Genomic DNA, 25,921 nt, shown 5'->3' with positions numbered 1-25,921 from the left:
GACGGGCGTGCCTGATTTTTCGAGGAGGAGAAGAACAATGAAGATGATGACCAGAATGATGGTGATGCTTGCCGGTGCCGCTTATGTGGCGATGGCGACCGCACCTGCGGCAGGTGCCGCGGAACTGCGCATGTCATGGTGGGGCGGCGAGAGCCGCCATGTCGCCACCCAGAAAGCGATTGCCGCCTGTGGCGAGAAATACGGCCACACGATCAAGGGCGAGTTCACCGGTTTCGACGGTTATCTCGAAAAACTCACCACCCAGATGGCGGGCAAGACGGAAGCTGATATCGTTCAGGTCAACTGGCCGTGGCTGCCGCTGTTTTCCAAGAATGGCGAAGGTTTTGCCGATCTGCGCCAGCTGAAGCCGCTCGATCTTTCCCAATGGGCCGAGAGCGATCTGGAGGCGGGGTCGATGAACGGCGTGCTGCAGGGGCTTTCCGTTTCCACCACCGGCCGCGTCTTCTTCTTCAATGCCACGACCTTCGAAAAGGCGGGTGTCGAAATTCCGAAGACCTGGGATGAGTTCTTCGCGGCGACGAAGACCATCAAAAAAAAGCTCGGTAAGGACTATTATACCTTCAACGCCGTGAAGGAGACCGCCCAGCTTCTGGTGACGCTGGCCGTTGTGCAGAAAACCGGCAAGGATCTGGTCGATCCCAAGACCAACCGCGTGGCCTGGACGCCGGAGGAACTGGCCGAGGGCATTTCCTTTGTCGGCAAGCTGGTCGAAACCGGATCCATCCGCTCCCAGAAAGAGGAAGCGGCCGATGGCAATGTCAATCTTTATGAAAAGCCGTCCTGGTCTGAAGGCCGCATTGCCGGCTCCTATGAATGGGATTCGACCTATTCAAAATATGCCGATCCCCTGAAGCAGGGGCAGGTTCTGAAACCCGTGCCGATGCTGAAGCTTGCAGACGCGGTGACCGAGGGGGTCTATCGCAAGCCTTCAATGGTGTTCTCGATCTCTAAAAACTCGAAGAACCCGGAAGCAGCGGCGCAGATACTGAACTGCCTGCTGAACGAGCCTGAGGGTATCGACGCACTCGGCACCGCGCGTGGTTTGCCGGCATCCAAGGCTGCGGCTGCACGTCTGGGCGACAAGGGCGAGCCGGAAGTGCGAGCCGCCAATGCCATCGTCATGGCCGCATCCGGGCCGGTGGTATCGCCCTTCAACGAACATCCGGAAATCCGCTCGGCCTTCATCGATACGCTGGAAGAATATGCCTATGGCCAGCTGACGGCGGAGGAGGCGGCCGAGCAGATCGTCGATTCCACCAATGATGTTCTGGCGAAGTTCGATTGACGGCAATTGCCCGCCGCCGCGTCCGTGGCGGCGGGCTCACTGACCGGCTGCCGGAACATGCGAGGCATGTCCGCCAGGGCCTGGCCGGATAGGGACGAAAGACGGGAAATGAACATGAACGAACCTCTTATCATCGCGTCTTCAGCGCGAACGGCAGCGCTTTGCCTCGCCGCACCCGGCGCTCGCCATTTCCTTCCGGCGAGGACGGAGTGGCGTTTGTCGTCGGCGGAAGGCGACGAGCGGCGCGGCGAAACTGCGACCGTGGTGACGCTGCTGCATGATCTCTTCCCGGATACCTGCTATCTGTTCGAGGCCGAGGGGTTCGCAGCGCTGGAGTTCAGAACCAGCCCTTGCGCCGGGCTTGTGGAGGCTGCGGCGTTCTCCCTGACGCCGGATGTCGCGCTCGATGATGAAAAGGGCGCGCGTGCCAATGCCGAGGCGCTGGAAAGGGCGGTGGCTGCGGTGCCGCATGGCGGCACATTGCAGCTTGCGGCCGGTCTGTGGACGTCCTTCCCTGTCCGCCTCAGAAGCAACATGACCTTCCATCTTGCCGAGGGAGCCGTGCTGCGCGCCCCTTCGAGCCGTAAAGCCTGGCCGATCTTGCCGGCACGCGATGATGCGGGCCATATGCTCGGAAGCTGGGAAGGCCTTCCGGAAGCCTGTTTCGCCGCGCCGGTTCATGCCATCGGGACAGATAATCTCATCATCGAGGGCAGGGGCGTTCTCGATGGTTCGGGCGACAGGGGTGACTGGTGGAGCTGGCCAAAAGAAACCCGCGACGGCGCGCGGCGGCCGCGCGGCCTGCATCTCGTTTCCTGCCGCAAAATCCAGCTTCTCGGCTTTACGATAAAAAACGCCGCCTCATGGACAATCCATCCGCAGGGCTGCGAAGACTTGATCGCTGCCGGCCTCACCATCAACGCGCCGCATGACAGCCCGAACACTGATGGTTTCAATCCTGAAAGCTGCCGCAACGTCACGATATCGGGCGTTCGTTTTTCGGTCGGAGACGATTGCATCGCCGTAAAGGCAGGAAAGCGCGGCCCGGATGGCGAGGACGATCATCTCGCGGAAACCCGTGGCATTCGTGTGCGCCATTGTCTGATGGAGCGCGGCCATGGCGGGCTGGTGATCGGCTCGGAAATGTCCGGCGGCGTGCATGACGTATCTGTGGAGGATTGCGACATGGTCTGCACGGATCGCGGCCTGCGCCTCAAGACGCGGCGCGGACGGGGCGGCATCGTCAGCAATATCGCCATGCGCCGGGTGCTGCTGGACGGCGTGCAAACCGCGCTTTCCGCCAATGCACACTATCATTGCGATGCTGATGGACATGACGAACGGGTACAGTCGCGGCAGCCGGCGCCGATCGACAAGGGCACGCCATTCATCGATGGAATTACCGTGGAAGATGTCGAAATACGCAATCTCGCCCATGCTGCGGGCGTCTTTCTCGGCCTTCCCGAAGCACCCATCCGCAATGTCGCCATCCGCAATCTCACCATCGTCTCGCGCGATCCATCGGCCATCGCCGCGCCTCCCATCATGGCCGACCGGGTTCGTCCCATGCGCCATGAGGCGATTGTTGTCGAGCAGACACATATAGTCTGCGACGATCCTGCCATGCTGAGCGACGCTTCCATTTCCACTGTTTCAGATCGCGATTGAGAAAACCATGAAAGCCACTGAATATTTTGAGCAATTCTGCGGTCGTTATAGGCCTTACAAGGGCGGCAGCTGGTGTTATGAGGATGGATGCATCTACCGCGGCCTGCAGCAGCTGTCCGAGGCCACCGGAGAGGCGCGCTGGAGCGACCATCTGCACCGGCTCGCCGATGTGCAGATAGCGACCGACGGCACGCTCGCCGGTTACGATCCGCAGGAATATAATATCGACCATATTCTTGCCGGCCGTCTCCTCTTTCCCCTTTCGGAAGAAACGGGCGACCCACGGTATCTCGCTGCCGCGGACCATCTGGCTGGGCAGCTACGCAGCCATCCACGCATCGCCTGCGGCAATTACTGGCACAAGAAACGCTATCCGCATCAGGTTTGGCTGGACGGTCTCTATATGGGTCTTCCGTTCCAGATTGAATATGCGCAGGCAACGGGGCGGCCCGAACTGATCGACGACGCGCTGAGGCAGTTTTCAACGGCACTTGCCCTGACGGCGGATACCGGCGGGCTCTATGTTCATGGCTACGATGAAAGCCGCACCCAGCGCTGGGCCGATCCGCAGACCGGCAAATCGCCGGCCGTCTGGGCCCGTGCGGTCGGCTGGCTGGCCATGGCGCTGGTGGATGCGCTCACGATACTGCCGGATGATGGCCGGACAAATGAATTGCGACAGAGCACACGGCGCCTCCTGGCTGAGATCGTCGCACGCCAGACAGGCACCGGTCTGTGGATGCAGGTTCTCGATAATCCGGATCTGGAGGGCAATTACGAGGAGACATCCGCCTCCGCAATGTTCTCCTATGCGCTGCTGCGTGCGGTCCGTCTTGGGCTGCTACAGGGAGAGGCGGCGGGCGCGGCTTTGTCCGCAGGTCGTCGCGCGCTTTCGGCTCTGCTGGAGACCCGGCTTCTGGCGGGCGAAGACGGTGTCACTCGTCTTGCCGGCATCGTACACGTCGCTGGACTTGGTGGTTTCGAGGGCAATTATCGCGACGGCTCGCCGGAATATTATCTGACCGAGCCAGTGGTTAGCGATGACGCCAAGGGAGTGGGTCCCCTGATGATGGCCTTTGCCGAAAATCTCCTGCTGGTCTGATGTGCCACCACCTCGATGAGCAGGATAGTTAGAGCGGGACACCCCGAAATTTGGCCCGGTTGCGACGCTATCGGCGGATCAGGCCCGCCTCCGGCGCTTCACCGTCAAGCCGTGCTTTTTTCGATGAAGCGGATGGCGTCGCCGACGGTCAGGATCGTATTTGCGGCGGAATCCGGAATCTCCACCCCGAATTCCTCTTCGATCTCCATGACCACCTGAACTATTTCCAGAGAGTCTGCACCGAGATCGTCGGCGAAACTGGCATCGTCCACGACGGCGGCAGGGTCTGCGCCAAGCTGGTCCACGATGATTTTTCTGATACGTTCGGCAATTGTGGGCATGAGAAGGCTCCGCGAGAGTGGTTGTCGCCGAACCTGCCCCATGGACATTGCCGGAACTTGTTCTTGCAAAATCACACATTTGCAGGAACAACACGGCTGTGCCACGGGGTCAAAACATCGATGACATCCGGACGTAGCACGCCTTTCTCCGCTGCGAAAGGGTGCCGGCCTCGAGCCCATGTCCGGAAAAATTCGCGGCGACTGCAAGATTAAACGGTTTGTGACTGGAAGCGGAGAACCGGGACGCGGTAAAGCTGGTTTCCATTGAACAATTGCCGCTATCTCATTGAGCATCAACGCCATGGCCCCATCATCCCCAGAACGCTTCATCTTGCTTGACGGCATAAGGGGCGTGGCTGCGCTCTTTATCGTCCATCGCCACGCCGAGCAGTTTTTCGGCAGGGATCCGGCCTCGAGCTATCTTGCCGTTGATCTGTTTTTTGCTCTCAGCGGCTTCGTGCTGGCTCACGCCTATGGCGTCAGATTGCGTGACGGGGCTATCACGCCCGGCTTTTTCATGAAGGCGCGCTTCGCCCGGCTTTATCCGCTTTATGTGCTGGCACTGGCGTTGATGGTGGCCTATTTCATCTGCCTTTATGTGCTGGGTCTGCCGACGCCGATCGACGATCTGCATCGTCTCATCGATCCCGGTGAACTGGCCTTTGCGCTGGTGACGGGGCTTCTCTTTCTGCCGGCGCCTTTCACGTTGACCCTCAATGGCGCGCTGTTTCTCGTCAGCCCGGCGTGGTCGCTTTTCAACGAACTGGTGGTGAACGTGGTCTATGCCCGCTGGGGCGTGCGGGCGACGGTGAAACAGATCGCAGCCGTCATTGTTGCCAGCGCCATTGTACTGGTGGTGGCCGCCGCCGCGTCTGGAAAGCTGCATCTCGGTTTCCGTTGGCATGAAATGTATGCCGGCATGGGCCGGGTATTCTTTTCGTTTTTCGCCGGCGTGCTGGTTTACCGGTTCCGCAACCGTGTGCCGGAGCTGAAGCCCGTCCAGGCCGCGCTGTGTCTGGTGCTCGTCTGTGTCATCCTTGCCGTGCCCGTATCACGCGAAGTCCGGCCCTTCTTCGACCTCGCAATCGTCCTGCTCCTCTGGCCGCTGCTGCTGTTCGTGGCCAGCCGAACGGTGCCGGGCCCCATGGTGAGTGCACTTTCGGGGTTTCTTGGTACGGCGTCTTACGCCGTCTATGTCCTGCATATTCCGCTTCTGGCATGGACGGAGTTTTTGATCCCGTCCATCACGCAGCAGAATATCGCCCTGCCAGCCGGCGTCCTGTTTCTCATCGGCACGACGTGGATTTCATGGTGGCTAACGGTCCGTTACGATCAGCCCGTTCAGAAATGGGTGAAAAACCGTCTGCGGAAACGCGCAGAAACCCGCCAGCCCGTCTAGTCGAAACAAGCGGGCCTGAAATTCAGTAGTGGGCAAAGATAGGCGCGGTCAGCACAAAGGCGGCCACAAGGCTGATGATCGTCAGTTTCGCCGCTCGCATGCGGCGCATTCTGCGGCCGCTCCAGTCATACGTCATACTCTCTCTCCACGCAGACGCAAACCCGCCGGTATGGAACCCGCTGACGTCGAGGCCTGTCCCGGCCTTCAGCGCGCATGTTCCATCCGTCACCTTCGTGCCGCCTGATCCGCGCACGGAGGTATCCATTTCAGTGTTGCCTGATATACATCATTTGCCAAGCCGTTATTTTCATCGGTGATTTTGAAGGCCTGGTTCCCGTCGTCATGGATGGAAGAGCGCCGTTATCGGTAGAGAGGCGGCAGCCCCTGAATCGCGTAACGTGGCAACGGTTTCCATGATTTACTGCGATCATGTTTATGAACGCCAAAAAGAAAGCGCATTTCCTTCGAAAGCTCGGCAGGGTCGGTCAGCCCGCACTGAAACAGCTGGATCACCTTTCGGGCGGCATTGTTGTAAATCATGACCTCCTCGTCCATGGTGTGCCGGTCATAACCGAGGTCTGCCAGCACCGACTGGAGCATCTTGAGGTCCTGTGACGAAATGATGCAATTTTCATATGCGGAAGACATCACGTCCTCCTTTCTATGGGGTTCACCAAAACTGTGGTGTCTCGCGTCGCTGCGGACGTCATGCGACGCCGCTTCCGTGCATCCGAGCGACAGGCCGTGCCATTAAAGCGTCGCGCCTTGGACATTCATGTCGTGTGGGTCCGTATCGTTCCTGCGGGTTAACGACATGAGCAGGACGAGGGCTTCAGCGGCCGTCGTAAAGCGGCGGTAACGCCCTTTTCAGTGATTGGGAGGGTGCGCCCATTGGGCGGAATAGACAAGTTAATTCCGTCGCAGTCGGCGGCAGTCGTGCATATTTATCTTCGGCTGCTCACGGCAACAAAAAAGGCCGGGGCAATATTGCACCGACCTTCCTCATATCGCTCTCAACACCAGTGCCAGTACATCCGTGGTCAAAAGTCTGAAGCGACTAAAACAACTGCGAACGACGAATTCATTCGCGCTCACCAGCAGTTGCTATGAGAGATATATAGAAGAGCAATATGGCCAAAACAAGTCCGGTCTCCCAGACGAGAGATTTATCGTCGTGACCTGCGCGCCGACACCGTGCCCTACTTCTTCTTGCCATCCGCTGTCGTGGCGTTTGCGAACTTCACCTGCGAACCGGCTGGCGCCGCGGCGGGTGTTTTCGTCTTGTCCTTCTTCGGCTTGCGGATTTCCTTGTTACTGCGCAACTGACCCTTTGCCATGGTGTCGTCCTCCTGCGTTGACCGGGTGATGTAAAAGCGCCCGCTATCTGTTACCGGATCGTTTCTTTGCGGGCACCGGATCGGCGGCGACAACCGCCGCTTCCTGTGCCTCGCGAAGCTGGCGAAGGCGTTCCGTCTTGCGGGCGCGCTGGTCGGCTTCGGCGTTGATGATCTGCTTTGCCGCGCTGTCGGTCAATGATGCTTTGTCCTGAGCGGACAGTTTACCGGGCTTGAAAAAAACTTCTTTCGTGGCGGCCATGGCAGTCTCCTTCGCGGAAGAGCGTTGTAGGGCGTTTACCGGGTACGGGCGGCCTTTTTGGGCGCTGGCAGCAGCCCTTCGCGCTGCATCTTCTTTTTCTCCAGCTTGCGGTGGCGGCGTACGGCTTCGGCTTCTTCGCGAACACGCTTTTCCGACGGCTTTTCATAGGATTCGCGGGCGCGCATCTCGCGGAAAATGCCTTCACGCTGCATTCTCTTTTTCAGGACGCGAAGGGCCTGTTCAACATTGTTGTCTCTGACGAGTACCTGCAAGACTATCTCCTTTAAGCGGCCAATGCCGCTACTTTCTGATTTTGATCGTGTTCAGGTTGATCCAGCTTGATCCGGTTTCGCGTGGCGAGAGGCTTTCGCCTTTGCCTAGCCGCGAGGCCGTCGACATCGATGCATCTATCTCATCGAGTGCGACGCTGCGCTCAAAATTCTCGTGCTGGAAACGCACCCTGTAACGAACCGTTCCCTGGGCTTCGGGCATGACTGACACGATCCGGCCGGGACCATCGGGCTGTGCATTGCCAAGGACGCCGGACTTCAAAAAGACGGTGTCACCGCAATGATAGGAATTTTTACGCATGAGGACCTCCATGGCCCAAAAACAAAAGGCCGGGCTTTAACCCGACCTCTCACAGTCATCGGCAAGCGCAGCCAGTACATCCGTGGTCTGCGGTGCCAAAATGACGAATATCAAGCTGCCTGAAGGTTGTCGGCAGAGCTCTTTCCGGACCGACGGTCCTGGACGATCTCGTAGCTGATCTTCTGGCCGTCGTTCAGAGAACGCATGCCAGCGCGCTCGACAGCGGAAATGTGGACGAAAACGTCCGTGCCGCCATTGTCAGGCTGAATGAAGCCGAAGCCCTTGGTGGCGTTAAACCACTTTACAGTACCAGTGTTCATAACGATTTCCTTTCGTAGAATCGTTGTGGTTCCCGCGATACCTTGCGGGATAAGATCGATTATTTGAGAGGAAATCCGACGGGGAACAGTCTGTTCCAGAACGACGTCACAAGCAATGGTCGATAAGGTAAATATAAGCTCAATTTTCGATTTTGCAATGACCACCGTGAAGAAACAGGTATTTCGCGACGGTTCGGGGGCTAAGTGACTGTTAATGCGCCGAAATATAATAAATGTATGATATTTCGGCGCAAATGGTCATCAACCGGCGCCAGGCGTGACATTCTTGCTGTCGCCATCCGGCAGGCTTCCTGCGCCTGGTGTCTTTTCATGGTCGGTCAGGGAAGGTTTGGCGTGCGGACCTGCAGGAGGAATGTCGCTGGCCTTCGAAGCCCTGTTGTCGTCGTTTTTCGTCTTTTGCTCTTGCGTCATGGCGTTCTCCTTCTGACAGGGAAACGCCGACGGCAAGACGAGGTTCCGTAACCGTGCAAGGGCGCGGGCGGGCGTGATCGGTCAGCGGCGGGAGCGCGGCTTCTTCTCTTCCCGATTCATGTCGCGCCCCACCCATTTGAAGAATACGACGAGGCTGACGCCGATGATGATGAGCGGAACGATGGATTGCAAACTGGACATGACTCACTCTTTCTTCCCCCGGCAATCAATTTACCGGTATGGAAGGAGTGCGTAATCTGCGGAATATCGCCCGTTCTTTTTGGTGGTTGCCCGTGGCGGATGGCGCCACGGGCTGAGGCAGCTAGAGGGGCAGGGATTTCACCGGCTGGGAGCCGCCTTCCAGCGCACTTTTCAGTGCCGCCACGCCTGTCAGAACCGACATGGCGCCAGCGCGCGAACCAGCCCGCTGCCGCAGCCGGTCGTTGGAGCCGGGCTTGAAGATCATGTCGCGCATGCGGTTGTCGCCGCCATAATGGCCGCCCGGCTCATGCGGCACCCAGATGTGCTCGACGCCGCCACCGAAGCTCTTCACCAGCAGGATTTCATCGGCCGGCGGCTCCGTCCAGGGCTGCTTTTCATATTGGCGCATCTCGATGCGACCCTTGTGGCCGTTGAAGGCGATGTGGTGACCCTCTATCGGCATGTAGGTGTTGAGTGAATAGGAAACCTGCACGCCGCTGGCATAACGGATCGAAGCGCTCATGGTATCGGGAATGTCGATGTCCTCCCGGAAAACGCAGGCATCACGCATGTATCCGTCAATGCTTGACGGGTCCTCGTAGAGCGCATCGAGGAAAGGATCGGCGCCGAGGTCCATGAAATAATCACACTCATTCTTGTGCGGACAGGTGCGACAGCGCGTTCCGCGGAACGGGCCGTTCTTGCCATAATGCAGCAATTGCCCGAAGCCCTTCACCTCGACGGGATCGGAGTCGAGATACCAGTTCAGGAGGTCGAAATGGTGCGTGGCCTTGTGCACGAACAGGCTGCCGGAGTGTTCTGTGAAGGCGTGCCACCGGCGGAAATAATCCGCGCCGTGCTGGTTATCGAGATACCAGTGGAAATCCACCGAGGTAACGGTGCCGATGGCGCCTTCGTCGATCAGTTCCTTGATGCGGGCTGCGGTGGGAGAGAAGCGATAATTGAAGGAGACATCGACCCGGCGGCCGCTTTTGGCCTCGGCTGCGCGAATCCGGTCAATCTTTTCGGGGGTGGTGGTCATCGGCTTTTCGCTGATGACGTCTGCCCCGCCTTCCAGCGCGCGGATGATGATGTCGTCATGCGTATCGTCGGGCGTGCAGACGATCACCAGCTCCGGGCGCTGCTCTTCCATCATCCGGTCGAAATCGTCGTAAAGCGGTGCGCTCGATCCCATCATGGCGCGGGCGCGCTCGGCGCGCATCAGGTTCAGGTCGCAAATGCCGACGAGTTCGACATAGTCGCTCCAGCCGGCCAGCAATTCGCGGCCCCACATGGTGGTGCCACGATTGCCGGTGCCGACCAGCGCATAGCGTTTGCGTTTCACCCTTTCAGGCATTGTCTCTCTCCCGGATCTATCAACAAACAGTCTTGAAACGCTCGACCACGGTGGCGAGGACCTCGTCCACCGGGCGCGCCTGCCAGCGATGCGAAAAGATTTCCACTTCCTGCGGGCCGTGGAAGCCCGCAGCCTCGATCATGGCGCGAAATGCCTTGAGGTCAATCACACCATCTCCCATCATGCCGCGATCGTTGAGCGGGTCAGTGGTCGGCACCAGCCAGTCGCAGATGTGATGGGCGAGAATTTGGCCATTCCTGCCGGCCCGCGCCACCTGCTCCTCCAGTTCCGGGTCCCACCAGACATGATAGACATCGATGGCCACGCCGGTGCCGGCACCCAGCCGGTCACAGAGGTCGAGCGATTGTTTCAGCGTGTTGATGCAGGCGCGGTCCGCGGCATAGAAAGGATGCAGCGGTTCAATGGCGAGCGGCACGCCGGCAGCCCGCGCATAAGGAAGAAGTTCTGCCATGCCGTCCTCCACCATCTGCCGCGCACCTTTCAGATCGCGCGAACCGGTGGGCAGGCCGCCCACGACAAGCACAAGGCAGTCGGCCTTCATGGCGGCGGCCTCATCGACGGCGCGCTTATTGTCCTCGATGGCGAGACGTCGGCCTTCAGCGTCAGGAGCCGGGAAAAAACCGCCGCGGCAATGACCGGACAGGCGCAGGCCGTTCCGCTCAACGATGCGGGCGGCTTCCGCAAGGCCGATACCGTTCACCTGCTCGCGCCACGGTGAGATGGTGGTGATGCCATGGGCGAGGCAGGCATCCACGATGGCTCCGAAATTTGCGCCTTGCCGCACGGTCGCGAAATTGATGGAAAGGCCTTCAAGGCTCATCTTCTATCCTCCCTCGTTCTGCTTCAGCTGATACCCCGGACGGCGAGAAATGCCTTCATCCGGTGCGTCGCCAGGTCAGGTTCAGCCAGCACGTTGGCCTTGTCCGCCAGCCGGAAAAGCTCGGCGAAATGCTGCGTGGAACGGGTGCTTTCCTGGCCGCCGACCATGGTGAAATGATCCTGCAATCCGTTGAGATAGGCGAGGAACACCACGCCGGTCTTGTAGAAGCGGGTGGGCGCCTTGAAGATGTGGCGTGAAAGCGCCACCGTCGGCTCCAGAATATCGAAGAACTCATTGTCGGCACCGCGCTTCAGGCTGGCCAGCGCCTTGGACGCAGCGGGAGCGATGGCGTCGAAAATGCCGAGCAGGGCGTCCGAATGACCCTTCTCGTCACCGGCGATCAATTCGGCATAATTGAAATCGTCGCCGGTATACATGCGCACGCCAGCGGGCAGGCGGCGGCGCATGGCAATTTCCTTTTCCTTGGAGAGAAGTGAAATCTTGATGCCGTCGATCTTGTCGGCATTCTCCTCGATCATGGCAAGGCAGGTGTCCATGGCGGTCATATGGTCGCCCGAACCCCAGTAGCCCTCGAGCGCCGGGTCGAACATTTCGCCCAGCCAGTGGATCACCACTTTCTGCTCGGCGCGGGAAAGCACCCTGGTGTAGGTCTTGAGGTAATCATCGGGCGAACGGGCGGCGGCGGCGAGCGCGCGGCTGGCCATCAGGATAACGCGCCCGCCTTCTCCCTGAACAAAATCAAGCTGTTCGAGGTAAGAGTGGACAATCTGGTTCAGATCGTAACCGCTGCCGTTCAGATGATCGGTGCCCACCCCGCAGGCAATCAGCGCATCCTTGCGGCTGGCGGCTTCCTTGAGCGAACGGGAGATCAGCTCCTGGGCCTGCGGCCATGCCAGCCCCATGCCGCGCTGAGCCGTGTCCATCGCTTCCGCGACCCCGAGGCCGAGGTCCCAAAGGCGATGACGGAACCGCAAGGTCGCGTCCCAATCGATCGCGGGGGTCAGCCACGGGTCGTTGTCGGCAAGCGGATCGGCCACCACGTGGGCGGCTGCGAAAGCGACGCGGTTGAAATCGGCGGCACTTCGTTTTTCAACCGCGACCGGCGTGCCGGATAATCTGTAGACCTCGATGCTGCGGTCGTCCTTCGGAAGCTTGAGTTCACTCATGTCAGCCTCCTCAGGAAAGGGCGGGAACGTCGAGCCAGCGGCGTTCCTTCCATGATTTCAGCCCCAGCTCGGCAAGCTGCACGCCCTTCACGCCTTCCATCAGGCCATAAGGCCACGGGTCGTTATCGACGAGGTGGCGCACGAACATTTCCCACTGCGCCTTGAAGCCGTTGTCATAGACGACATTGTCAGGCACTTCCTGCCAGGTCTTGTAGAAGTCGATGGTCTGCGGCTGGTCGGGGTTCCATACCGGCTTCGGCGTGTTGGTGCGGTGCTGGGTGAAGCACTTCGTCAGGCCAGCGACGGCCGAGCCGTGGGTGCCGTCCACCTGGAAGGTGACGAGATCGTCACGGCGCACCCGTACCGCCCATGAAGAGTTGATGTGGGCGATAATTCCGCCCTCCAGTTCGAAGGTGGCGTAGGCGGCGTCGTCCGCATCCGCCTTATAGGCTTTGCCCTGTTCATCGAAACGCTCCGGAATGTGCGTCGCTCCGAGGCAGCTCACGGATTTCACCGGTCCGAACAGATTGTCGAGCACATAACGCCAGTGGCAAAGCATATCGAGAATGATGCCGCCGCCATCCTTCAGGCGGTAGTTCCATGAGGGGCGTTGCGCTGGCTGCCAGTCGCCCTCGAAGACCCAGTAACCGAACTCGCCCCGCACGGAGAGAATCTTGCCGAAGAAGCCGCTGTCGCGCAGCATGGCGAGCTTGCGAAGGCCGGGCAGGAACAGCTTGTCCTGCACCACGCCGTGCTTGATGCCCGCACTTTCGGCCAGGCGGGCAATCGCCAGCGCCTCATCCATCGTGTCCGAAATCGGTTTTTCGCAATAGACGTTCTTACCGGCCTTGATGGCTTTTTCCAAAAGGCTGCCACGCATCTGTGTCGTTCCAGCGTCGAAGAAAAGTGTGTCGTCAGGGTTGGCGAGAGCGGCATCAATATCGGTCGTCCAGCGCGCGACATTATGCTTTTTGGCGATTTCCTCGATCTTCGCGCCGTTGCGGCCGACGAGAATGGGATCGAGCATCACCCTTTCACCGTTCTTCAAAAGCACGCCGCCCTGATCGCGAATGGCGAGAACGGAGCGCACGAGATGCTGGTTGTAACCCATGCGGCCGGTGATGCCGTGCATGATGACGCCGATACGTTTCATGAATTTCCTCCCAAGGCGACCTTTTCCCGCAAGGCCGCTTCCGTCAAACATGGTAATTTGTAACCATTTGGTTATTTGTGATCGCGAAGAACACGATCTGTCAAGGTGTTTTTTGACAGGAGAAATTGATGAGGTTTGAAGGCTCGCCCTTGCAGTTATTCGCTGCGCCGCAAAAGAAAATGACGTGCTTCGCGGATGCGAATGGCGCGTCATCGCTGTAGTTAAACAGGAATCCGGTTTGGCTCGTTCAGACCCGCCGCACTGCAGCAAGCAACGTGTCGACGATGTGCTGGCCCCATCGCTCCAGCTCGGCAGGGTCTGTCAGGTCGCGCTGGAAGATCGTTGACAGGGTGAACCTGTTCGACAGGTAGAAGGCGCCGAGCGAAGCGATGGTCAGATAAACGTCGATCGGGTCGAGGCCGTCACGGAATTCGCCGGCGTCGCTGCCACGCCGCAGCACGTCCTCAAGCTCGGAAATGAAATTTGAGTGCATCGCTGTGATCGTCGGTGATTGCCTGAGATACCGGGCTTTATTGAGGTTTTCCGTGGCGAGGATGCTCAGGAATTCGGGGTGGTCGAGAAAGTAGTGCCAGGTGAAAAGCGCAAGTTCCCGCAAGCCCTCGGACGGGGCCTTACGGGCCAGATCAAGCCGTCTTTCAGTGTGGCGGATATGGCGGTAGGCGTCTTCCAGAACGGCGAGATAAAGCGCATCCTTGTCGCCGAAATAATGGTAGATCATCCTCTTGTTGGTCCCGGCGCGGCGGGCGACGACATCGATTCTGGCCCCCGCCAGCCCTTTGGCGGCCACCTCGCGGCGGGCAGCTTCAAGAATGGCGGCGCGGGTTCTTTCCGGGTTTCGCACCTGGGTCGTGGCCCGTTTGCGCTTTGGCGGCGGCGTTTTCTCCACGGCCGGATCGGGGCCCGGATCGGACGGCTGGTTCTTAGTCGTTTCTTCCATTTCGGCACCCGCTTGACAATGTTTGCGATCGGTGTTCCCATGTAACCAATTAGTTATAAAACGGCAAGTGTCGTTTGCGTTCGCCATCAATTGGCAGTCAATAGGGAGGAGTTGCCAATGCCCGTGATGCTTCAGAGGAGAACTGTGCTTTCGGCAGGGCTTGCGGCCCTGTCGCTTGCAGCATTGGGAGGTGGTTCGGCGCAGGCGCAGGCTGCGCGCCTTCGCATGTTGTGGTGGGGGTCGCAGGAGCGTGCCGATCGCACCAACAAGGCGATAGCAGCCTACAAGCAGGTGAAGCCCGATCTCGACATCGCCGGGGAATTCGCCGGCTGGAGCGATTATTGGCCCCGCCTTGCAACGCAGGTGGCGGGCCGCAATGCGCCCGATCTGATCCAGATGGATTATCGTTACATCTTCGAATATGGCCGGCGCGGCGCGCTGGCGCCGCTGGATGATTACATCGGCAAGGGCTTGAAGATCGAGGATTTCGGCAAGATGAACATCGATTCCGGCAGGGTCGATGGCAAGCTTTACGGCATCAATCTGGGGGTCAATTCCAGCGCCGTCTTCTTTGACAGGGCGGCCTGGGAAAAATCCGGCGCGACACCGCCGGCCATCGGCCAGACCTGGGAGGAGTTTGCGGAAAATGCCGCCAAGCTCAGCAAGAACAAGCCGAAACCCGGTTATTACGCCACAGCCGATGCGAGCGGTGTGGAGCCGAGCTTTGAAAACTGGCTGCGCCAGAACGGCAAGTCACTCTACACGCAGGATGGCGGCATCGGCTTCGATCCGACCGACGCGACCAAGTGGTTCACGCTCTGGGCGGATCTGCGCAAGAGTGGTGCCTGTGTGCCCGCCGATGTGCAGGCGCTCGACCAGCTCAATATCGAAACCAACCCTTTGACGACGGGCAAAGCGGCAACCGCATTTGCCCATTCCAACCAGTTCGTCGGGTATCAGAAGCTCAACAAGGCCAAACTTGCCATCAGCTCCTATCCGAAGAGCACGAAGGACGGCCCCTCCGGCCACTACCTTAAACCTTCCATGCTCATCAGCGTCGCCAATGGCAGTGCCGGTATCGAACAGGCCGTCGGGTTTATCAATTTCCTCGTCGCCGAGCCGGAAGGCATCGATATTCTCGGCGTGGAGCGCGGCGTTCCGGCGTCGGAATCCATGCGCAACGCGCTGACCCCGAAACTCGATGAAGTCAGCAAGAGCATGGTGGAATATATCGCCGAAATTACACCCGGCGTCGGCGATCTGCCGCCGGCGCCACCTCCGGGTGCGGGCGAATTCGCCTTTGTCCTGAAACGCACGGCGGAAGAAGTCGGCTTCGGCAAGATCACCCCGGAAGAAGGCGGTGACCGCCTCGTCAAGGAATCCGAAACCGTTATCAAACGGAAGTGATGGTTTATGGCCTTTCGATCTGAAACTCTTGTGGGGGAGAGCCGTGGCGCGGCTCTCCCGAAACGGGGCGGCCTGAAGCGGATCTTCGACCGCAACATTCACGCCTACCTGTTTCTCCTGCCCTGGCTGATCGGCTTTTTTGGCCTTACGCTGGGCCCGGCGCTTGCGTCGCTTTATCTGTCCTTCACCAACTACGACCTGTTGCAGTCGCCGGACTGGGTGGGTGCGGCCAATTATGTGCGCATCGCCACGGCCGACCCGAAATTTGCCGCCGCCATGCAGGTCACCTTCACCTATGTGCTGCTGTCGGTGCCGCTGAAGCTGATTTTCGCGCTGCTGGTGGCGCTCGCCTTCAACCGCGGCATCCGCGGCCTGACCCTCTATCGGGCGATTTTCTATCTGCCGTCCTTGTTGGGCTCCAGCGTCGCGATTGCCGTTCTCTGGCGTCAGCTTTTCGCCTCTGACGGTCTCGTCAACATGATACTCTGGCAGGCCTTTGGTTATGAAGGGCCGAGCTGGATTTCCAATCCGGATTATTCGATCTACACGCTGGTCATCCTGTCGGTCTGGCAGTTCGGTTCGCCGATGATCATTTTCCTCGCAGGTCTGAGGCAAATTCCGCAGGACATGTATGAGGCCGCCGAAATCGATGGCGCAAGCAAGGTGCGGCAGTTCTTCCGCATTACGCTGCCGCTTCTGACGCCCGTCATCTTCTTCAACGCCGTGATCCAGACGATCGATGCCTTCAAGGCCTTCACGCCGGCCTTCATCATTTCCGAGGGCACCGGCGGGCCGATCAATTCGACTCTGTTCTACACGCTCTATCTTTACCAGGAAGCCTTCGGTTTCTTCCGCATGGGTTATGCCTCGGCGCTTGCCTGGATCCTGGTGATCATCATCTCGCTGTTCACGGCCTTCTCGTTCCTCAGCGCAAAATACTGGGTGCATTACGATGACTGACGCTGTTACCGCTCCCCGGCCGGGACAAGGCCCGCAACGCTCGCCGCTGAAATCGGTGATGCTCCATACGGCGCTGATCATCGCCTCCTTTGCGATGCTCTATCCGATCCTGTGGATGATTTCAGGCTCCTTCCGGCCGCAGGACGAGCTGTTCGGCTCATCCTCGCTCATTCCCTCGGCGGTGGATGTCGGCGGTTATATCAGAGGCTGGACCGGGCTGCAGGTGAGCTTTGGGCAGTTCTTCTGGAACTCCTTCTTCATTTCGGTGCTGGCCACCATCGGCAACGTGGTCGGCTGCTCGCTCACAGCGTTCGCTTTTGCAAGGCTTCGCTTCGGCGGGCGCAATTTCTGGTTCGCGCTGATGCTCGGCACCCTGATGCTGCCCTATCACGTCGTGCTCATCCCGCAATATATCCTGTTCCTGGAAATGGGCTGGGTGAACACATCGCTGCCGCTGATCGTGCCGAAGTATCTCGCGACGGACGCCTTCTTCATCTTCCTGATGGTGCAGTTCTTCCGCGGTATTCCGCGTGAGCTGGATGAAGCGGCTGTCATGGATGGCTGCTCACCCTTCCGTATCTACTGGAAGATCATGCTGCCCCTGTCGCTGCCGGTTCTGGCAACGGCCGCCATCTTTTCCTTCATCTGGACCTGGGACGACTTCTTCGGTCCGCTGATCTATCTGAACGACATCAACACCTACACCGTGCAGCTCGGTCTCAGGTCCTTCGTGGATTCCACCGGCAGCTCGGACTGGACCTCGCTTTTCGCCATGTCCAACCTGTCACTGGTGCCGGTCTTCCTGTTTTTCCTGTTCTTCCAGCGGCTGCTGATTGAAGGCATCGCGACGACGGGAATGAAACGCTGAACGGATCCCGGATCGGGAACGTATTCTAAGACAATCAACACTGTCGCAGCCGTCCCGCATGCGGCGCGACAGTCGGGAGAAACAGCATGGCAAGCAGCATTACGCTCGAAAAAATCGTCAAGCGGTTCGGCGCTTTTCCGGTCATCCACGGCATCGATCTCAAGATCGAGCCGGGCGAATTCACCGTCTTCGTCGGCCCTTCGGGCTGTGGCAAATCCACGCTTCTGCGCATGATCGCCGGGCTTGAGGAAATCTCCGAAGGCGATCTGCGTATCGACGGTGAGAGGGTCAACGAAACCGCTGCCTCCAAGCGCGGCATCGCCATGGTCTTCCAGTCTTATGCGCTCTATCCGCATATGAGTGTCTACAAGAACCTCGCCTTCGGGCTGGAAACGGCAGGTTACAAGAAGCCGGAGGTGGAGGCGCGGGTGCAGAAGGCTGCCGATATCCTGCAGATCGGCCCGCTGTTGCAGCGCAAGCCGAAGGCGCTTTCCGGCGGCCAGCGCCAGCGTGTCGCCATCGGCCGCGCCATCGTGCGCGAGCCGAAAATCTTCCTGTTCGACGAACCGCTCTCCAACCTCGATGCGGAACTGCGCGTGCAGATGCGCGTCGAAATTGCCAAGCTGCACCAGACGCTCGGCAGCACCATGATCTATGTGACGCATGACCAGGTGGAAGCCATGACCATGGCCGACAAGATCGTCGTGCTGCGCGACGGCCGCATCATGCAGGTTGGCCGCCCGCTCGATCTCTACAACAATCCCGCAAACCAGTTCGTCGCGGGGTTCATCGGCTCACCGAAGATGAATTTCCTCTCCGCAAAAGTGGCTTCAGGCGACACCTCCAACCGCACCATCGAAGTGGCGGGACAGCGCATCGTGCTTGAAAAACCGGTCACTGCTCAGCAGGGGGAACCGCTCACCTTCGGTGTGCGCCCGGAACATGTGAACCCGCAGGCGCAATCCTCTCTCGGTGAAGCTTCCATCCAGCTCGTGGAACATCTCGGTGGCTCGACGGTGGTTTACACCAGCACCCCCGACGGCCAGCCAGCGACCGTGCTTCTCGATGGCCAACGCCAGATCCGCATCGGAGAAACGATTCCCTTTGCCTTCGATCTGGGCAAGACGCATCTGTTTGGGGCGGATGGACGGCGGATATAGTGCCGCAGAGGAACTGTCTTATGCGGCGTGCCTGGGACGTCCCGGCCGCCGGGGGCGGAAATGAGCATGTAATAGAAGCGGGTCGCGCTGGCTGGCCCGTAACAGCATCTTCACCGCATGGCTTACCGGTGTGCCAGCGCGGTAGTTGTTCCATGTCCTCAAGGTCACACCAAGAAAATCCGCCGCCTCATTGTTGGAAAGGCCGATGTCCTCCTGCCATTTGCGCAGGTCGTCGACGTCAAAGTCGCGCTGGTCCTCGGCGATCTGGTAAAGATGATAGGAGTCGATTGCGAGATCATCGCCTTCCCATTCCACGCTGGCGCCATAGTCGGTGACTTTCGCAGTCTCCCAGATACCCGCTGAACGGAGGGGAGCGAGTAACTCTCCTCCCGTCGCGATCCACCCCGTCAGATTGGCGGTTGACCGTCTGCCATCGGCCCAGTCGATCGTGAGTGAGCTGGGCAGGGTGGGCAGGATGGCTTTGACGCGTGGTGTCATGACTTGCTTCCCTTAGCTGCAATAGGAAAACGCGGGTTAGTGCGATTCCACTCCTCAACAATCAGGCTCCCATTGGCCTTCGCCCATGCCAAAGCTTCGGCCTCCGCCCTGCGGGATAGTTTGCCACGCAGGATTTCCAGAGTTTCTATGTGGACAAGGGCATCCGCATCAGGTGTTATGATGTGGAAATGTGGTGGCAGGTGATCGTTCGCATACACGCGTACGATCATGTTTCCAATTTGAACCAGCTTGCCCATCCAGCACCCATATCCTCAATAAATATGGTGCATAATTTTCACTATGGCAAGTTCGGCTGCAGGATATTTATGATGAGCAGGCGGGATCTAAGACCTGTCGAGAATCTTCCGAAGCGTCAGCGCGTCTTCCGCAAACTGGCCGATGTCATCACCCCTGACGAATTCCAGCATCGCATAGGCGGTTCTCGTCCATTCGCCCTCAGGCAAAGCCGCGATGCACGCCCGCCAGTAGTCTGCGCGGTCGGCAAGCGGCAGGCGGCTGGCGTCGGCGAGCCAGGCGAACACATGCAGATGGCAGATGCGCGGGCCGAGCGCGGATATTTCCGCGAGTGCCTCTTCCAGCGGCAGGCCCGGGGCGGGCTGCCAGTAGAAGAACAGGTTGGGCATCGGCAAATCCTGCGCCAGCTGCTGGGCGGAGGGGAGGGCGTCGGTCAGCGAATTCGGGTGATATTCGAGGCCGATCGTCATGCCGTAGTCTTCCGCTCGGTGAGCAATTGTCGCCAGCGCTTCCGTTGCCGCGCGGCGTTCCGCGGGTGTGTAATCGGCGGATGGACGTTTGCGTTGCCCCGGCCAGATACGGATATGCTGTGTGCCGAGCGCCCTTGTGGTTTCGAGCACACTGGTCACATCGTCAGGTGTGAAATCCGGCGCGAAGATATAGGAACCGTAGGACGAGACGGAGAGGCCCGCTTCTGCCGTCCGCGCAGCAACCTGCCGCGCATTTTCGAGGTCGCCCGGCGGGACATGGACATCCGCACCCCATTCGATTGCCCTGATGCCATTGCTGGCCGCAAGCTCTATCACGACCTGTGGCGTCAGGGAGCGGAAGGTGACGGAGCACAGGCCGGGTTCGAAAGGTCTCACGCGATCAGGTCCAGATGTTCGGGCCGCACCTGCTGCTGCAAAGGCACCGCGCAGCAGAAGCGTTCGATTTCGGCAATCGCCATGTCGCCGAGCCTCGCCCGTTCGAGACCGGTGGCGCCGGCAATATGCGGCGTCAGGAAGACGTTCGGCAGGCTGTAAAAGGGTGAGTCCGGCGGCGGCACTTCGGGATCGGTCACGTCGATGACGGCTTCGATGCGTCCGGTTTTCAGTTCGGCCAGAAGCGCGTCTTCATCCACAAGTGCGCCGCGCGCCGTGTTGATCAGGGTTGCGCCGTCCTTCATGCGGGCAAGCGCTGCCGCGCCAATCATGTGCCGCGTCTGCGGCAGGGAGGGCGCATGCAGGGAAATGACATCGCTCGCCGCCATCAGCTCTTCGAGCGAGGCAAGACGGACGCCGAGCTTTTCCGCTTCCGCAGCACCGAGAAGCGGGTCGAAAAGCATGAGATTGAGATCGAAGGGCTGCAATAGACCAATGACGCGACGTCCGATGCGTGACGCGCCGACGATGCCGACCGTGAGGCCGAGATTGCCGATGGCCTGCGCCTGCAATCGCTCGACCGGGGCTCGGTCGCGATGCTCCAGATAAAGACGCCTGAAGCCGAAGGTCCGCTTGCCGGCCAGCAGGATCATCGCCAGAGAAAATTCTGCGACCGGCTGCGCATTCGCCTCTGCGGCGCTGCACACCGTAACGCCCCGATCGAACACCGCTTGCGACAGGAAATATTTTACCGTGCCGGCAGCATGGGAGATGAGCCTGAGGCGGGGCATCAGCGCCAGTTCCTGCGCGCCGATATCCGGACAGCCCCAGCCGGTCAGGAGGATATCCGTCTTCGCCAGCTGCTCTTTCACCGCGGGATCGTGGAAATCGCGGATTGTGCCTGTGTCGAGAATCTCGACCCTCTCTGACAACCTGTCGAGCGCCTGCGATGTCAGCACATGCTCGGTCCGTTCCGGGTCCATGGCTATGCTGAGACGCGGAATCGGGCTCGTCATTGCGGCTCTCCCCTGGCCGCCATGCTGCTGACCGGCACGCCCTCTCTCGCGAAGAGGCGATCAAGCGCCTCCAGGTCGGGAATGGCTGGAACCGAAGCCATTGCTTTCTCGCCTTCCGGGCCGCTCACTCCGGCAAAGACCGCGCAAACCAGAACGCTCTCGCCGGCGGCGATCTGGCCGCGCAATTGCGGCACGGTGGTCTTGGCGTTGATGAGATTTGTATTGGGCAGTGCCTTCAGCGCCACGCCGTGCCGGTCTATGTTCGAACCGAGATCGATGATTGCCGATATGTCAGTGCCACAATCCGTCGTCGCCCGTCCGGCCTCTTCGCTCACGGCGTCGCGGTCGCCATCGTTGCGGTTGATCGCAAAACCACCTTCCGTAACCCAAAGGGAGCGGGCAGAGGTGATCCGGTGCAGTCTGATATGCCAGTCGCCAGCCGCAACCAGCGTGGTTTCAACGGCGACATCGGCAAACGGCTTCCATGTCGCCCGCAGGCTTGCTCCCGCCAGCAGAACCTTCTCGTTGGTCTCGCGCACGCGGTAATGCAGTCCGTCCTCGGAAAAGGCCAGCATATTGTCGAAACCGTTGGTCTTGAAGCCACGCTCGTCCACTTCCACGCCGAAGCCGTAGCGGGAGGAATAGGCGAATTTTGCGTATTTTTCCGGCCCGCCGCGCATGGAGAGATTTTCCTGGCCGCTGGAGAGCGCCGTGACGTTGCCTTTCGTCCGCATCATCACCATGCCGGGATGAACAAGCGGCTTAGGGCTTGCGGACGGTTCGGGCAGCCTTTCCTCCGCCTGCCAGAAGGGATGACTTTCCGGCAGGGCAAGCGGCAGGAAAGCCTTGAAAGCCCAATAGGGCGAACCTGCCGAATTATAACTTTCCGACATGGTGAGCTGCGGATAGGCGTAGCCGATGGAGAGCACGCCATCGCGATCGGCAATCGGCTTTTTGGCCCACCAGCGCAGGTGCTGCAGATAAAGGCCCTTGATCTCGCCCCAGGGCAGCGCCTCCTCGTCGGCAAAGGCAAGGCCCGCCCAGAAACCGCCACAGGCAAAACGGTAGGTCATGGAGCGGCCGAAAGCCAGGGTTCCGCCATCCTCATCGAACCAGCTGGCAAAATCGCCAGCGAAAAGCCGTGCGCGCTGCCGGTAACGCTCGGCATAGGCGTCATCAGGCTTGCTGAGTTTCGCGTAAATCAGCCCGTAGAAATGCATGGCGAAGGCAATGTAGTGATCGATGCGGCGATAGTTGCCGTCGCGATACCAGCCGTCGGATATATAGAAATCGTCGAGCTCCTTCTGGAAGGTTTCGGTCAGGCTGCGATCGAATTCGATACCGAGATTATCCAGCGCCATGTCGACCATGACGCGAAAAAACTTCCAGTTATTATCGGCGTAACCGCGCTGACGGGCGGTAAGCAAATAGCGGCGCACATTGTCTTTCTGTGTATCGGACAGTGGTTCCCACAGATGCTGCGGCGCAAGCCGCAGTGCAAAACCGATTGCAGCGAGCTCCACCAGCCGCTGATCCTTCTGGCGCACATCGCCCCAGTATTCAGGATGGGAAGGATCGGTGCCGTTGGCTATGCCCCGGGCGAGAAGCGGCCAATGGTCGAAACGATCGCCACTCAGCGCAAGCGGAGCGATGCCCCAGAGCGGTCGGGCAAAGCCTTCCAGATCGGCCGCCGCACGGTCGAAGTGCGCGGCCGCTCCGCTGAGCGTCACCCTTGCGCCACCCTGCGAGAAATAGGGAAGAAGCGGCACAAAGCTATCATGCAGCGCCCGCCGGACATCGGCGCGGCTTTTGAGCGGATTGCCGTGCAGCGGGTTAAATCGCGCCATATGGGGTCTGCTCATGGTGTCATGCATCGCGCGTCGCCTTTCCCGTCTTTTTCGCCTTGCCGGCTGTCTGTCCTTCCACCAGCTGCACGCCAAGTTGCACCTGACGGGCATTGGCTGAAGGCTCGGTCAGGCGCCGCCGCAGCAGGTCAACCGCTTCGCGCGCAATCTCGCGGCGATCGACCCGGATCGTGCTGAGACGTGGGGTAGAAAGTTCGGCAAAGGGCAGGTCATCGAAACCGATGATGGAAAGATCGTCGGGAACGCCGAGGCCCAGCTCCTGCGCTGCCCCGAGTGCGCCAAGGGCAATTGCGTCATTCATACAGAAAATGCCTGTCAGTTCAGGGTTTTTGGCCAGCAGCTGGCGAACCGCGTCGCCCGCCTGGCCGAAGCCGCTATCTGCCGTCGAAAGCAGGAACTCCTCATAGGTCGTTCCTTTTTCCTCAAGTATCGTATGGCGGAAGCCGCGCATGCGCTCCCTGATGGTGTGGCGATGATGCGGACCGATATAGGCGACCTTGCGATGGCCGAGTTCCAGAAGCCGCCGGGCCGCCAGCGCGCCGCCGTAAAAATTGGAAGGCGAAACGCAATCGAGCATCATGGAGGGGTCAGCACTGTTGACAAGAACAGGTTGCAGTACGCCCTGCGTTATGCGGTGGATGATCTCCTCCTCGGGATCGAGCCCGATGGCCAGGAGGCCGTCCACCTCACAGACCCGCTGGATCAGGGAATCGTCGATCTGCTTCTGGTGCAATAGCCTGATGTCGAGTTCGAAACCGTCCGTCTGGGCGAGGCTGCGCAGCACATCGAAAATATCGTGGTAAAAGGCGCCAATATCGCCCGTCGCCCTTTCCGCGGACATGAGCGCGAGGATTGTCTTGCCTTCCAGCTGCACACCGGCCGACTGGTTGGTCGCCGGTCGCAAGGGGTATCCGAGCTCCGCCGCAACTCCCAGAACCTTGGTCTGGATCGACGCGCTGATTCCTTTTTCCCCTGCGAGAACACGCGAGACTGTGCTGATGGAGACCCCGGCGCGCTGGGCGATATCCGACTGGCGCGGACGGCTGATGTCGGGCGTATCGTTCATATCGGCTCCTGCGCTTGCAAAAAAATCTGTTATGATGCAAATATTGCAAACAAAGAAAATTTGCAAGAATTTAAGTGATATCAGAAAAATTTGCAAAACGCGGGAGGAGCAGATGCAAATGATTGATAGACGCGGGTTTTTGGTGACGGCGGCGCTGGCGAGCCTGGGTGCTGCGGCGGGCGGTTTTCGCGCGGCTGCGGCTGAAACCCGGCTTCGTTGCGTGTGGTGGGGATCTGCCGATCGCAGCAAGCGCACCAACGATGTGATCGCTCTTTACCAGAAGGCCAATCCGCAGACCGAAATCAGCGGGGAAATGATCGCGGGTTCCGATTACTGGACCAAGCTTGCGACATCGATGGCGGGGCGAAACGTCGCCGATATCTTCCAGCTCGAACCTTCCACCATCGCCGATTATTCGGGTCGAGGCGCTTGCATGGAGCTGGATCAGTTCGTCGGCAAGTCGCTTGATCTTTCCACCTTCGGCAAAAGCGAGATCGATCTCTGCCGTATCGACGGCAAGCTTTACGGCGTCGGCCTCGGGCTGAATTCCTTCTGCATGATGTATGACGCCGACACGCTGAAAGAAGCGGGTGTTTCCGTTCCACAGGATCAGATCACCTGGAAAGCGCTTGCTGAACTGGCGCGCGATTTCAAGAAGAACGGCCCGGCGAAGCGCAACTATTGGGCCGTACCCTATGGCGCGCGTTATCATTATGTCTTCGACGTCTGGCTGCGCCAGCGCGGCAAGCTTCTGTTTCAGGACGGCACCATCGGCTTCAACAAGGAAGATGCCAAGGAATGGTTCGCCTATTGGGAGGACCTGCGCGAGAACAAGCTTTGCGTTTCCGCCGATATCCAGACGCGTGACGACAATACCATCGAATCCAATGCGCTGACGCTTGGCAATTCGGCCATTGGTTTTGCCTATTCCAACCAGCTTGTCGGTTACCAGAAACTCAATAAGCAAACGCTGTCCATCGGTATGCTTCCGGGTGAGGGGCCGGGCAAGCCGACCGGGCATTATTATCGGCCGGGCCTCATCTGGTCCATTTCGTCCACTTCGACCAACGCGGAAGCGGCGGCGAAATTCATCAACTTCTTCGTCAACGATCTGGAAGCAGGCAAGGTGCTTGGCGTCGAGCGCGGCGTGCCGCCCGCCAAGGTTGTGCGCGAGGCATTGTTGCCGACGCTCAACGAGACCGAGCGCAAGACGGTGGATTACATTGAGAGCCTGTCGGGCAAGCTCGATCCCTATCCGGAGCCCGCCCCGATCGGCGCCAATGAGTTCGACCGCGGCGTGATGCGCCCCATCGCCGATTCGCTCGCCTTCGGCCGCGCCAGCGTGGATGAAGCAGCGCAAAATCTCGTCGACACCGGCACGCGGACCCTGCGCAAGCGCGGCTGACGACGAAAGGGCACCGCCGCGCGGTCTCGCAGCCGCGTGGCGATGCCTTTTTCATGAAGCGAGGGCGGTGAATCCCGCTTTCCGTCTTTTGGAAGCGCCTGCATGG

General features: G+C 59.6%; 28 protein-coding genes. 9 read left to right on the top strand and 19 right to left on the bottom strand.

Going from position 1 to position 25,921, the window contains the following annotated elements:
• Positions 1-37 precede the first annotated feature (37 nt).
• The 3 genes from BLU28_RS23075 to BLU28_RS23065 all read left to right on the top strand — a co-directional run bounded on the left by BLU28_RS23075 (position 38) and on the right by BLU28_RS23065 (position 4,076).
• On the top strand, positions 38-1,306 hold the full coding sequence (locus BLU28_RS23075) for an ABC transporter substrate-binding protein (protein ID WP_077987631.1): 1,269 nt from the start codon (positions 38-40) through the stop codon (positions 1,304-1,306).
• 114 nt (positions 1,307-1,420) lie between these two features.
• Positions 1,421-2,974 (top strand): polygalacturonase PglA, encoded by a 1,554-nt coding sequence (gene pglA, locus BLU28_RS23070; protein ID WP_077987654.1) that lies wholly within the window; start codon positions 1,421-1,423, stop codon positions 2,972-2,974.
• Between the two features lie 7 nt (positions 2,975-2,981).
• A complete protein-coding gene (locus BLU28_RS23065; protein WP_077987630.1) occupies positions 2,982-4,076 on the top strand; it encodes a glycoside hydrolase family 88/105 protein in 1,095 nt (364 codons plus the stop codon).
• Positions 4,077-4,180: 104 nt separating this feature from the next.
• On the opposite strand, the gene BLU28_RS23060 is transcribed toward BLU28_RS23065, so the two are convergent.
• Complete coding sequence (locus tag BLU28_RS23060) at positions 4,181-4,417, bottom strand: acyl carrier protein (RefSeq protein WP_004444965.1); 237 nt, start codon at positions 4,415-4,417, stop codon at positions 4,181-4,183.
• A gap of 301 nt (positions 4,418-4,718) precedes the next feature.
• Here BLU28_RS23060 and BLU28_RS23055 point away from each other — a divergent pair, with 301 nt between their 5' ends.
• Positions 4,719-5,816, top strand: coding sequence for an acyltransferase family protein (locus BLU28_RS23055; RefSeq protein WP_034496605.1), 1,098 nt, complete (start codon positions 4,719-4,721; stop codon positions 5,814-5,816).
• A 360-nt stretch (positions 5,817-6,176) separates the two neighbouring features.
• Here BLU28_RS23055 and BLU28_RS23045 read toward each other — a convergent pair whose 3' ends face one another.
• From BLU28_RS23045 to BLU28_RS23000, 12 genes are all read right to left on the bottom strand, one after another.
• Positions 6,177-6,464 carry a hypothetical protein gene (locus BLU28_RS23045; RefSeq protein ID WP_077987629.1) on the bottom strand — a complete coding sequence of 96 codons (288 nt, stop codon included), beginning with the start codon at positions 6,462-6,464 and terminating at the stop codon, positions 6,177-6,179.
• Positions 6,465-7,015: 551 nt separating this feature from the next.
• Positions 7,016-7,153, bottom strand: coding sequence for a hypothetical protein (locus BLU28_RS26415; protein ID WP_004444959.1), 138 nt, complete (start codon positions 7,151-7,153; stop codon positions 7,016-7,018).
• Positions 7,154-7,196: 43 nt separating this feature from the next.
• Positions 7,197-7,412 carry a hypothetical protein gene (locus tag BLU28_RS23040; protein ID WP_004444958.1) on the bottom strand — a complete coding sequence of 72 codons (216 nt, stop codon included), beginning with the start codon at positions 7,410-7,412 and terminating at the stop codon, positions 7,197-7,199.
• A 35-nt stretch (positions 7,413-7,447) separates the two neighbouring features.
• The gene (rpsU, locus tag BLU28_RS23035; RefSeq protein ID WP_006700627.1) at positions 7,448-7,684 is read right to left on the bottom strand and encodes a 30S ribosomal protein S21; all 237 of its coding nucleotides are present in this window, start codon (positions 7,682-7,684) and stop codon (positions 7,448-7,450) included.
• 28 nt (positions 7,685-7,712) lie between these two features.
• Positions 7,713-8,003 carry a hypothetical protein gene (locus BLU28_RS23030; RefSeq protein ID WP_004444954.1) on the bottom strand — a complete coding sequence of 97 codons (291 nt, stop codon included), beginning with the start codon at positions 8,001-8,003 and terminating at the stop codon, positions 7,713-7,715.
• 110 nt (positions 8,004-8,113) lie between these two features.
• The gene (locus BLU28_RS23025) at positions 8,114-8,323 is read right to left on the bottom strand and encodes a cold-shock protein (RefSeq protein WP_003508146.1); all 210 of its coding nucleotides are present in this window, start codon (positions 8,321-8,323) and stop codon (positions 8,114-8,116) included.
• A gap of 261 nt (positions 8,324-8,584) precedes the next feature.
• The gene (locus tag BLU28_RS26410) at positions 8,585-8,755 is read right to left on the bottom strand and encodes a hypothetical protein (RefSeq protein WP_175477728.1); all 171 of its coding nucleotides are present in this window, start codon (positions 8,753-8,755) and stop codon (positions 8,585-8,587) included.
• Positions 8,756-9,077: 322 nt separating this feature from the next.
• Positions 9,078-10,313 carry a Gfo/Idh/MocA family protein gene (locus BLU28_RS23020; RefSeq protein ID WP_006700545.1) on the bottom strand — a complete coding sequence of 412 codons (1,236 nt, stop codon included), beginning with the start codon at positions 10,311-10,313 and terminating at the stop codon, positions 9,078-9,080.
• Between the two features lie 19 nt (positions 10,314-10,332).
• Positions 10,333-11,154, bottom strand: coding sequence for a sugar phosphate isomerase/epimerase family protein (locus BLU28_RS23015; protein ID WP_034496596.1), 822 nt, complete (start codon positions 11,152-11,154; stop codon positions 10,333-10,335).
• 23 nt (positions 11,155-11,177) lie between these two features.
• Positions 11,178-12,341, bottom strand: coding sequence for a dihydrodipicolinate synthase family protein (locus BLU28_RS23010; RefSeq protein ID WP_022562635.1), 1,164 nt, complete (start codon positions 12,339-12,341; stop codon positions 11,178-11,180).
• Between the two features lie 10 nt (positions 12,342-12,351).
• Entirely contained in the window at positions 12,352-13,494 is a 1,143-nt protein-coding gene (locus tag BLU28_RS23005; RefSeq protein ID WP_034496593.1) for a Gfo/Idh/MocA family protein, read from the bottom strand.
• Between the two features lie 247 nt (positions 13,495-13,741).
• The gene (locus BLU28_RS23000) at positions 13,742-14,452 is read right to left on the bottom strand and encodes a TetR/AcrR family transcriptional regulator (RefSeq protein WP_034496591.1); all 711 of its coding nucleotides are present in this window, start codon (positions 14,450-14,452) and stop codon (positions 13,742-13,744) included.
• A 117-nt stretch (positions 14,453-14,569) separates the two neighbouring features.
• On the opposite strand from BLU28_RS23000, the gene BLU28_RS22995 reads away from it, so the two are divergent.
• The 4 genes from BLU28_RS22995 to BLU28_RS22980 all read left to right on the top strand — a co-directional run bounded on the left by BLU28_RS22995 (position 14,570) and on the right by BLU28_RS22980 (position 18,847).
• Positions 14,570-15,859 (top strand): ABC transporter substrate-binding protein, encoded by a 1,290-nt coding sequence (locus BLU28_RS22995; RefSeq protein WP_004444937.1) that lies wholly within the window; start codon positions 14,570-14,572, stop codon positions 15,857-15,859.
• Positions 15,860-15,865: 6 nt separating this feature from the next.
• Positions 15,866-16,819, top strand: coding sequence for a carbohydrate ABC transporter permease (locus BLU28_RS22990; protein WP_004444936.1), 954 nt, complete (start codon positions 15,866-15,868; stop codon positions 16,817-16,819).
• Positions 16,812-17,687 (top strand): carbohydrate ABC transporter permease, encoded by an 876-nt coding sequence (locus tag BLU28_RS22985; protein ID WP_004444935.1) that lies wholly within the window; start codon positions 16,812-16,814, stop codon positions 17,685-17,687. The genes BLU28_RS22990 and BLU28_RS22985 overlap by 8 nt, the downstream gene beginning before the upstream one ends.
• 86 nt (positions 17,688-17,773) lie before the next feature.
• Complete coding sequence (locus tag BLU28_RS22980) at positions 17,774-18,847, top strand: ABC transporter ATP-binding protein (RefSeq protein ID WP_004444934.1); 1,074 nt, start codon at positions 17,774-17,776, stop codon at positions 18,845-18,847.
• 18 nt (positions 18,848-18,865) lie between these two features.
• Here BLU28_RS22980 and BLU28_RS22975 read toward each other — a convergent pair whose 3' ends face one another.
• The 6 genes from BLU28_RS22975 to BLU28_RS22950 all read right to left on the bottom strand — a co-directional run bounded on the left by BLU28_RS22975 (position 18,866) and on the right by BLU28_RS22950 (position 24,410).
• On the bottom strand, positions 18,866-19,345 hold the full coding sequence (locus tag BLU28_RS22975) for a hypothetical protein (RefSeq protein ID WP_006700540.1): 480 nt from the start codon (positions 19,343-19,345) through the stop codon (positions 18,866-18,868).
• Entirely contained in the window at positions 19,342-19,602 is a 261-nt protein-coding gene (locus BLU28_RS22970; RefSeq protein ID WP_006700539.1) for a DUF4160 domain-containing protein, read from the bottom strand. The genes BLU28_RS22975 and BLU28_RS22970 overlap by 4 nt, the downstream gene beginning before the upstream one ends.
• Before the next feature lie 87 nt (positions 19,603-19,689).
• The gene (locus BLU28_RS22965) at positions 19,690-20,466 is read right to left on the bottom strand and encodes a sugar phosphate isomerase/epimerase family protein (protein WP_006700538.1); all 777 of its coding nucleotides are present in this window, start codon (positions 20,464-20,466) and stop codon (positions 19,690-19,692) included.
• On the bottom strand, positions 20,463-21,479 hold the full coding sequence (locus BLU28_RS22960) for a hydroxyacid dehydrogenase (RefSeq protein WP_034496587.1): 1,017 nt from the start codon (positions 21,477-21,479) through the stop codon (positions 20,463-20,465). Before BLU28_RS22960 ends, BLU28_RS22965 begins: the two co-directional genes overlap by 4 nt.
• Positions 21,476-23,353, bottom strand: coding sequence for a DUF2264 domain-containing protein (locus tag BLU28_RS22955; RefSeq protein WP_051674169.1), 1,878 nt, complete (start codon positions 23,351-23,353; stop codon positions 21,476-21,478). Before BLU28_RS22955 ends, BLU28_RS22960 begins: the two co-directional genes overlap by 4 nt.
• The gene (locus BLU28_RS22950) at positions 23,346-24,410 is read right to left on the bottom strand and encodes a LacI family DNA-binding transcriptional regulator (RefSeq protein WP_004444930.1); all 1,065 of its coding nucleotides are present in this window, start codon (positions 24,408-24,410) and stop codon (positions 23,346-23,348) included. The genes BLU28_RS22955 and BLU28_RS22950 overlap by 8 nt, the downstream gene beginning before the upstream one ends.
• A gap of 112 nt (positions 24,411-24,522) precedes the next feature.
• On the opposite strand from BLU28_RS22950, the gene BLU28_RS22945 reads away from it, so the two are divergent.
• Positions 24,523-25,815, top strand: coding sequence for an ABC transporter substrate-binding protein (locus BLU28_RS22945; protein WP_034496585.1), 1,293 nt, complete (start codon positions 24,523-24,525; stop codon positions 25,813-25,815).
• The last annotated feature ends 106 nt before the right edge of the window (positions 25,816-25,921 follow it).

Source organism: Agrobacterium pusense (assembly GCF_900102105.1).
Lineage (GTDB): Bacteria > Pseudomonadota > Alphaproteobacteria > Rhizobiales > Rhizobiaceae > Agrobacterium > Agrobacterium pusense.
This window is presented reverse-complemented; position numbering and strand designations above follow the sequence as displayed.

Excerpts from the sequence above, each read along its gene's own strand:
- BLU28_RS23075 (WP_077987631.1), top strand. The coding sequence starts at position 38 with ATGAAGATGATGACCAGAATGATGGTGATGCTTGCCGGTGCCGCTTAT.
- pglA (WP_077987654.1), top strand. The coding sequence starts at position 1,421 with ATGAACGAACCTCTTATCATCGCGTCTTCAGCGCGAACGGCAGCGCTT.
- BLU28_RS23065 (WP_077987630.1), top strand. The coding sequence starts at position 2,982 with ATGAAAGCCACTGAATATTTTGAGCAATTCTGCGGTCGTTATAGGCCT.
- BLU28_RS23060 (WP_004444965.1), bottom strand. The coding sequence starts at position 4,417 with ATGCCCACAATTGCCGAACGTATCAGAAAAATCATCGTGGACCAGCTT.
- BLU28_RS23055 (WP_034496605.1), top strand. The coding sequence starts at position 4,719 with ATGGCCCCATCATCCCCAGAACGCTTCATCTTGCTTGACGGCATAAGG.
- BLU28_RS23045 (WP_077987629.1), bottom strand. The coding sequence starts at position 6,464 with ATGTCTTCCGCATATGAAAATTGCATCATTTCGTCACAGGACCTCAAG.
- BLU28_RS26415 (WP_004444959.1), bottom strand. The coding sequence starts at position 7,153 with ATGGCAAAGGGTCAGTTGCGCAGTAACAAGGAAATCCGCAAGCCGAAG.
- BLU28_RS23040 (WP_004444958.1), bottom strand. The coding sequence starts at position 7,412 with ATGGCCGCCACGAAAGAAGTTTTTTTCAAGCCCGGTAAACTGTCCGCT.
- BLU28_RS23030 (WP_004444954.1), bottom strand. The coding sequence starts at position 8,003 with ATGCGTAAAAATTCCTATCATTGCGGTGACACCGTCTTTTTGAAGTCC.
- BLU28_RS23025 (WP_003508146.1), bottom strand. The coding sequence starts at position 8,323 with ATGAACACTGGTACTGTAAAGTGGTTTAACGCCACCAAGGGCTTCGGC.
- BLU28_RS26410 (WP_175477728.1), bottom strand. The coding sequence starts at position 8,755 with ATGACGCAAGAGCAAAAGACGAAAAACGACGACAACAGGGCTTCGAAG.
- BLU28_RS23020 (WP_006700545.1), bottom strand. The coding sequence starts at position 10,313 with ATGCCTGAAAGGGTGAAACGCAAACGCTATGCGCTGGTCGGCACCGGC.
- BLU28_RS23015 (WP_034496596.1), bottom strand. The coding sequence starts at position 11,154 with ATGAGCCTTGAAGGCCTTTCCATCAATTTCGCGACCGTGCGGCAAGGC.
- BLU28_RS23010 (WP_022562635.1), bottom strand. The coding sequence starts at position 12,341 with ATGAGTGAACTCAAGCTTCCGAAGGACGACCGCAGCATCGAGGTCTAC.
- BLU28_RS23005 (WP_034496593.1), bottom strand. The coding sequence starts at position 13,494 with ATGAAACGTATCGGCGTCATCATGCACGGCATCACCGGCCGCATGGGT.
- BLU28_RS23000 (WP_034496591.1), bottom strand. The coding sequence starts at position 14,452 with ATGGAAGAAACGACTAAGAACCAGCCGTCCGATCCGGGCCCCGATCCG.
- BLU28_RS22995 (WP_004444937.1), top strand. The coding sequence starts at position 14,570 with ATGCCCGTGATGCTTCAGAGGAGAACTGTGCTTTCGGCAGGGCTTGCG.
- BLU28_RS22990 (WP_004444936.1), top strand. The coding sequence starts at position 15,866 with ATGGCCTTTCGATCTGAAACTCTTGTGGGGGAGAGCCGTGGCGCGGCT.
- BLU28_RS22985 (WP_004444935.1), top strand. The coding sequence starts at position 16,812 with ATGACTGACGCTGTTACCGCTCCCCGGCCGGGACAAGGCCCGCAACGC.
- BLU28_RS22980 (WP_004444934.1), top strand. The coding sequence starts at position 17,774 with ATGGCAAGCAGCATTACGCTCGAAAAAATCGTCAAGCGGTTCGGCGCT.
- BLU28_RS22975 (WP_006700540.1), bottom strand. The coding sequence starts at position 19,345 with ATGACACCACGCGTCAAAGCCATCCTGCCCACCCTGCCCAGCTCACTC.
- BLU28_RS22970 (WP_006700539.1), bottom strand. The coding sequence starts at position 19,602 with ATGGGCAAGCTGGTTCAAATTGGAAACATGATCGTACGCGTGTATGCG.
- BLU28_RS22960 (WP_034496587.1), bottom strand. The coding sequence starts at position 21,479 with ATGACGAGCCCGATTCCGCGTCTCAGCATAGCCATGGACCCGGAACGG.
- BLU28_RS22955 (WP_051674169.1), bottom strand. The coding sequence starts at position 23,353 with ATGCATGACACCATGAGCAGACCCCATATGGCGCGATTTAACCCGCTG.
- BLU28_RS22950 (WP_004444930.1), bottom strand. The coding sequence starts at position 24,410 with ATGAACGATACGCCCGACATCAGCCGTCCGCGCCAGTCGGATATCGCC.
- BLU28_RS22945 (WP_034496585.1), top strand. The coding sequence starts at position 24,523 with ATGCAAATGATTGATAGACGCGGGTTTTTGGTGACGGCGGCGCTGGCG.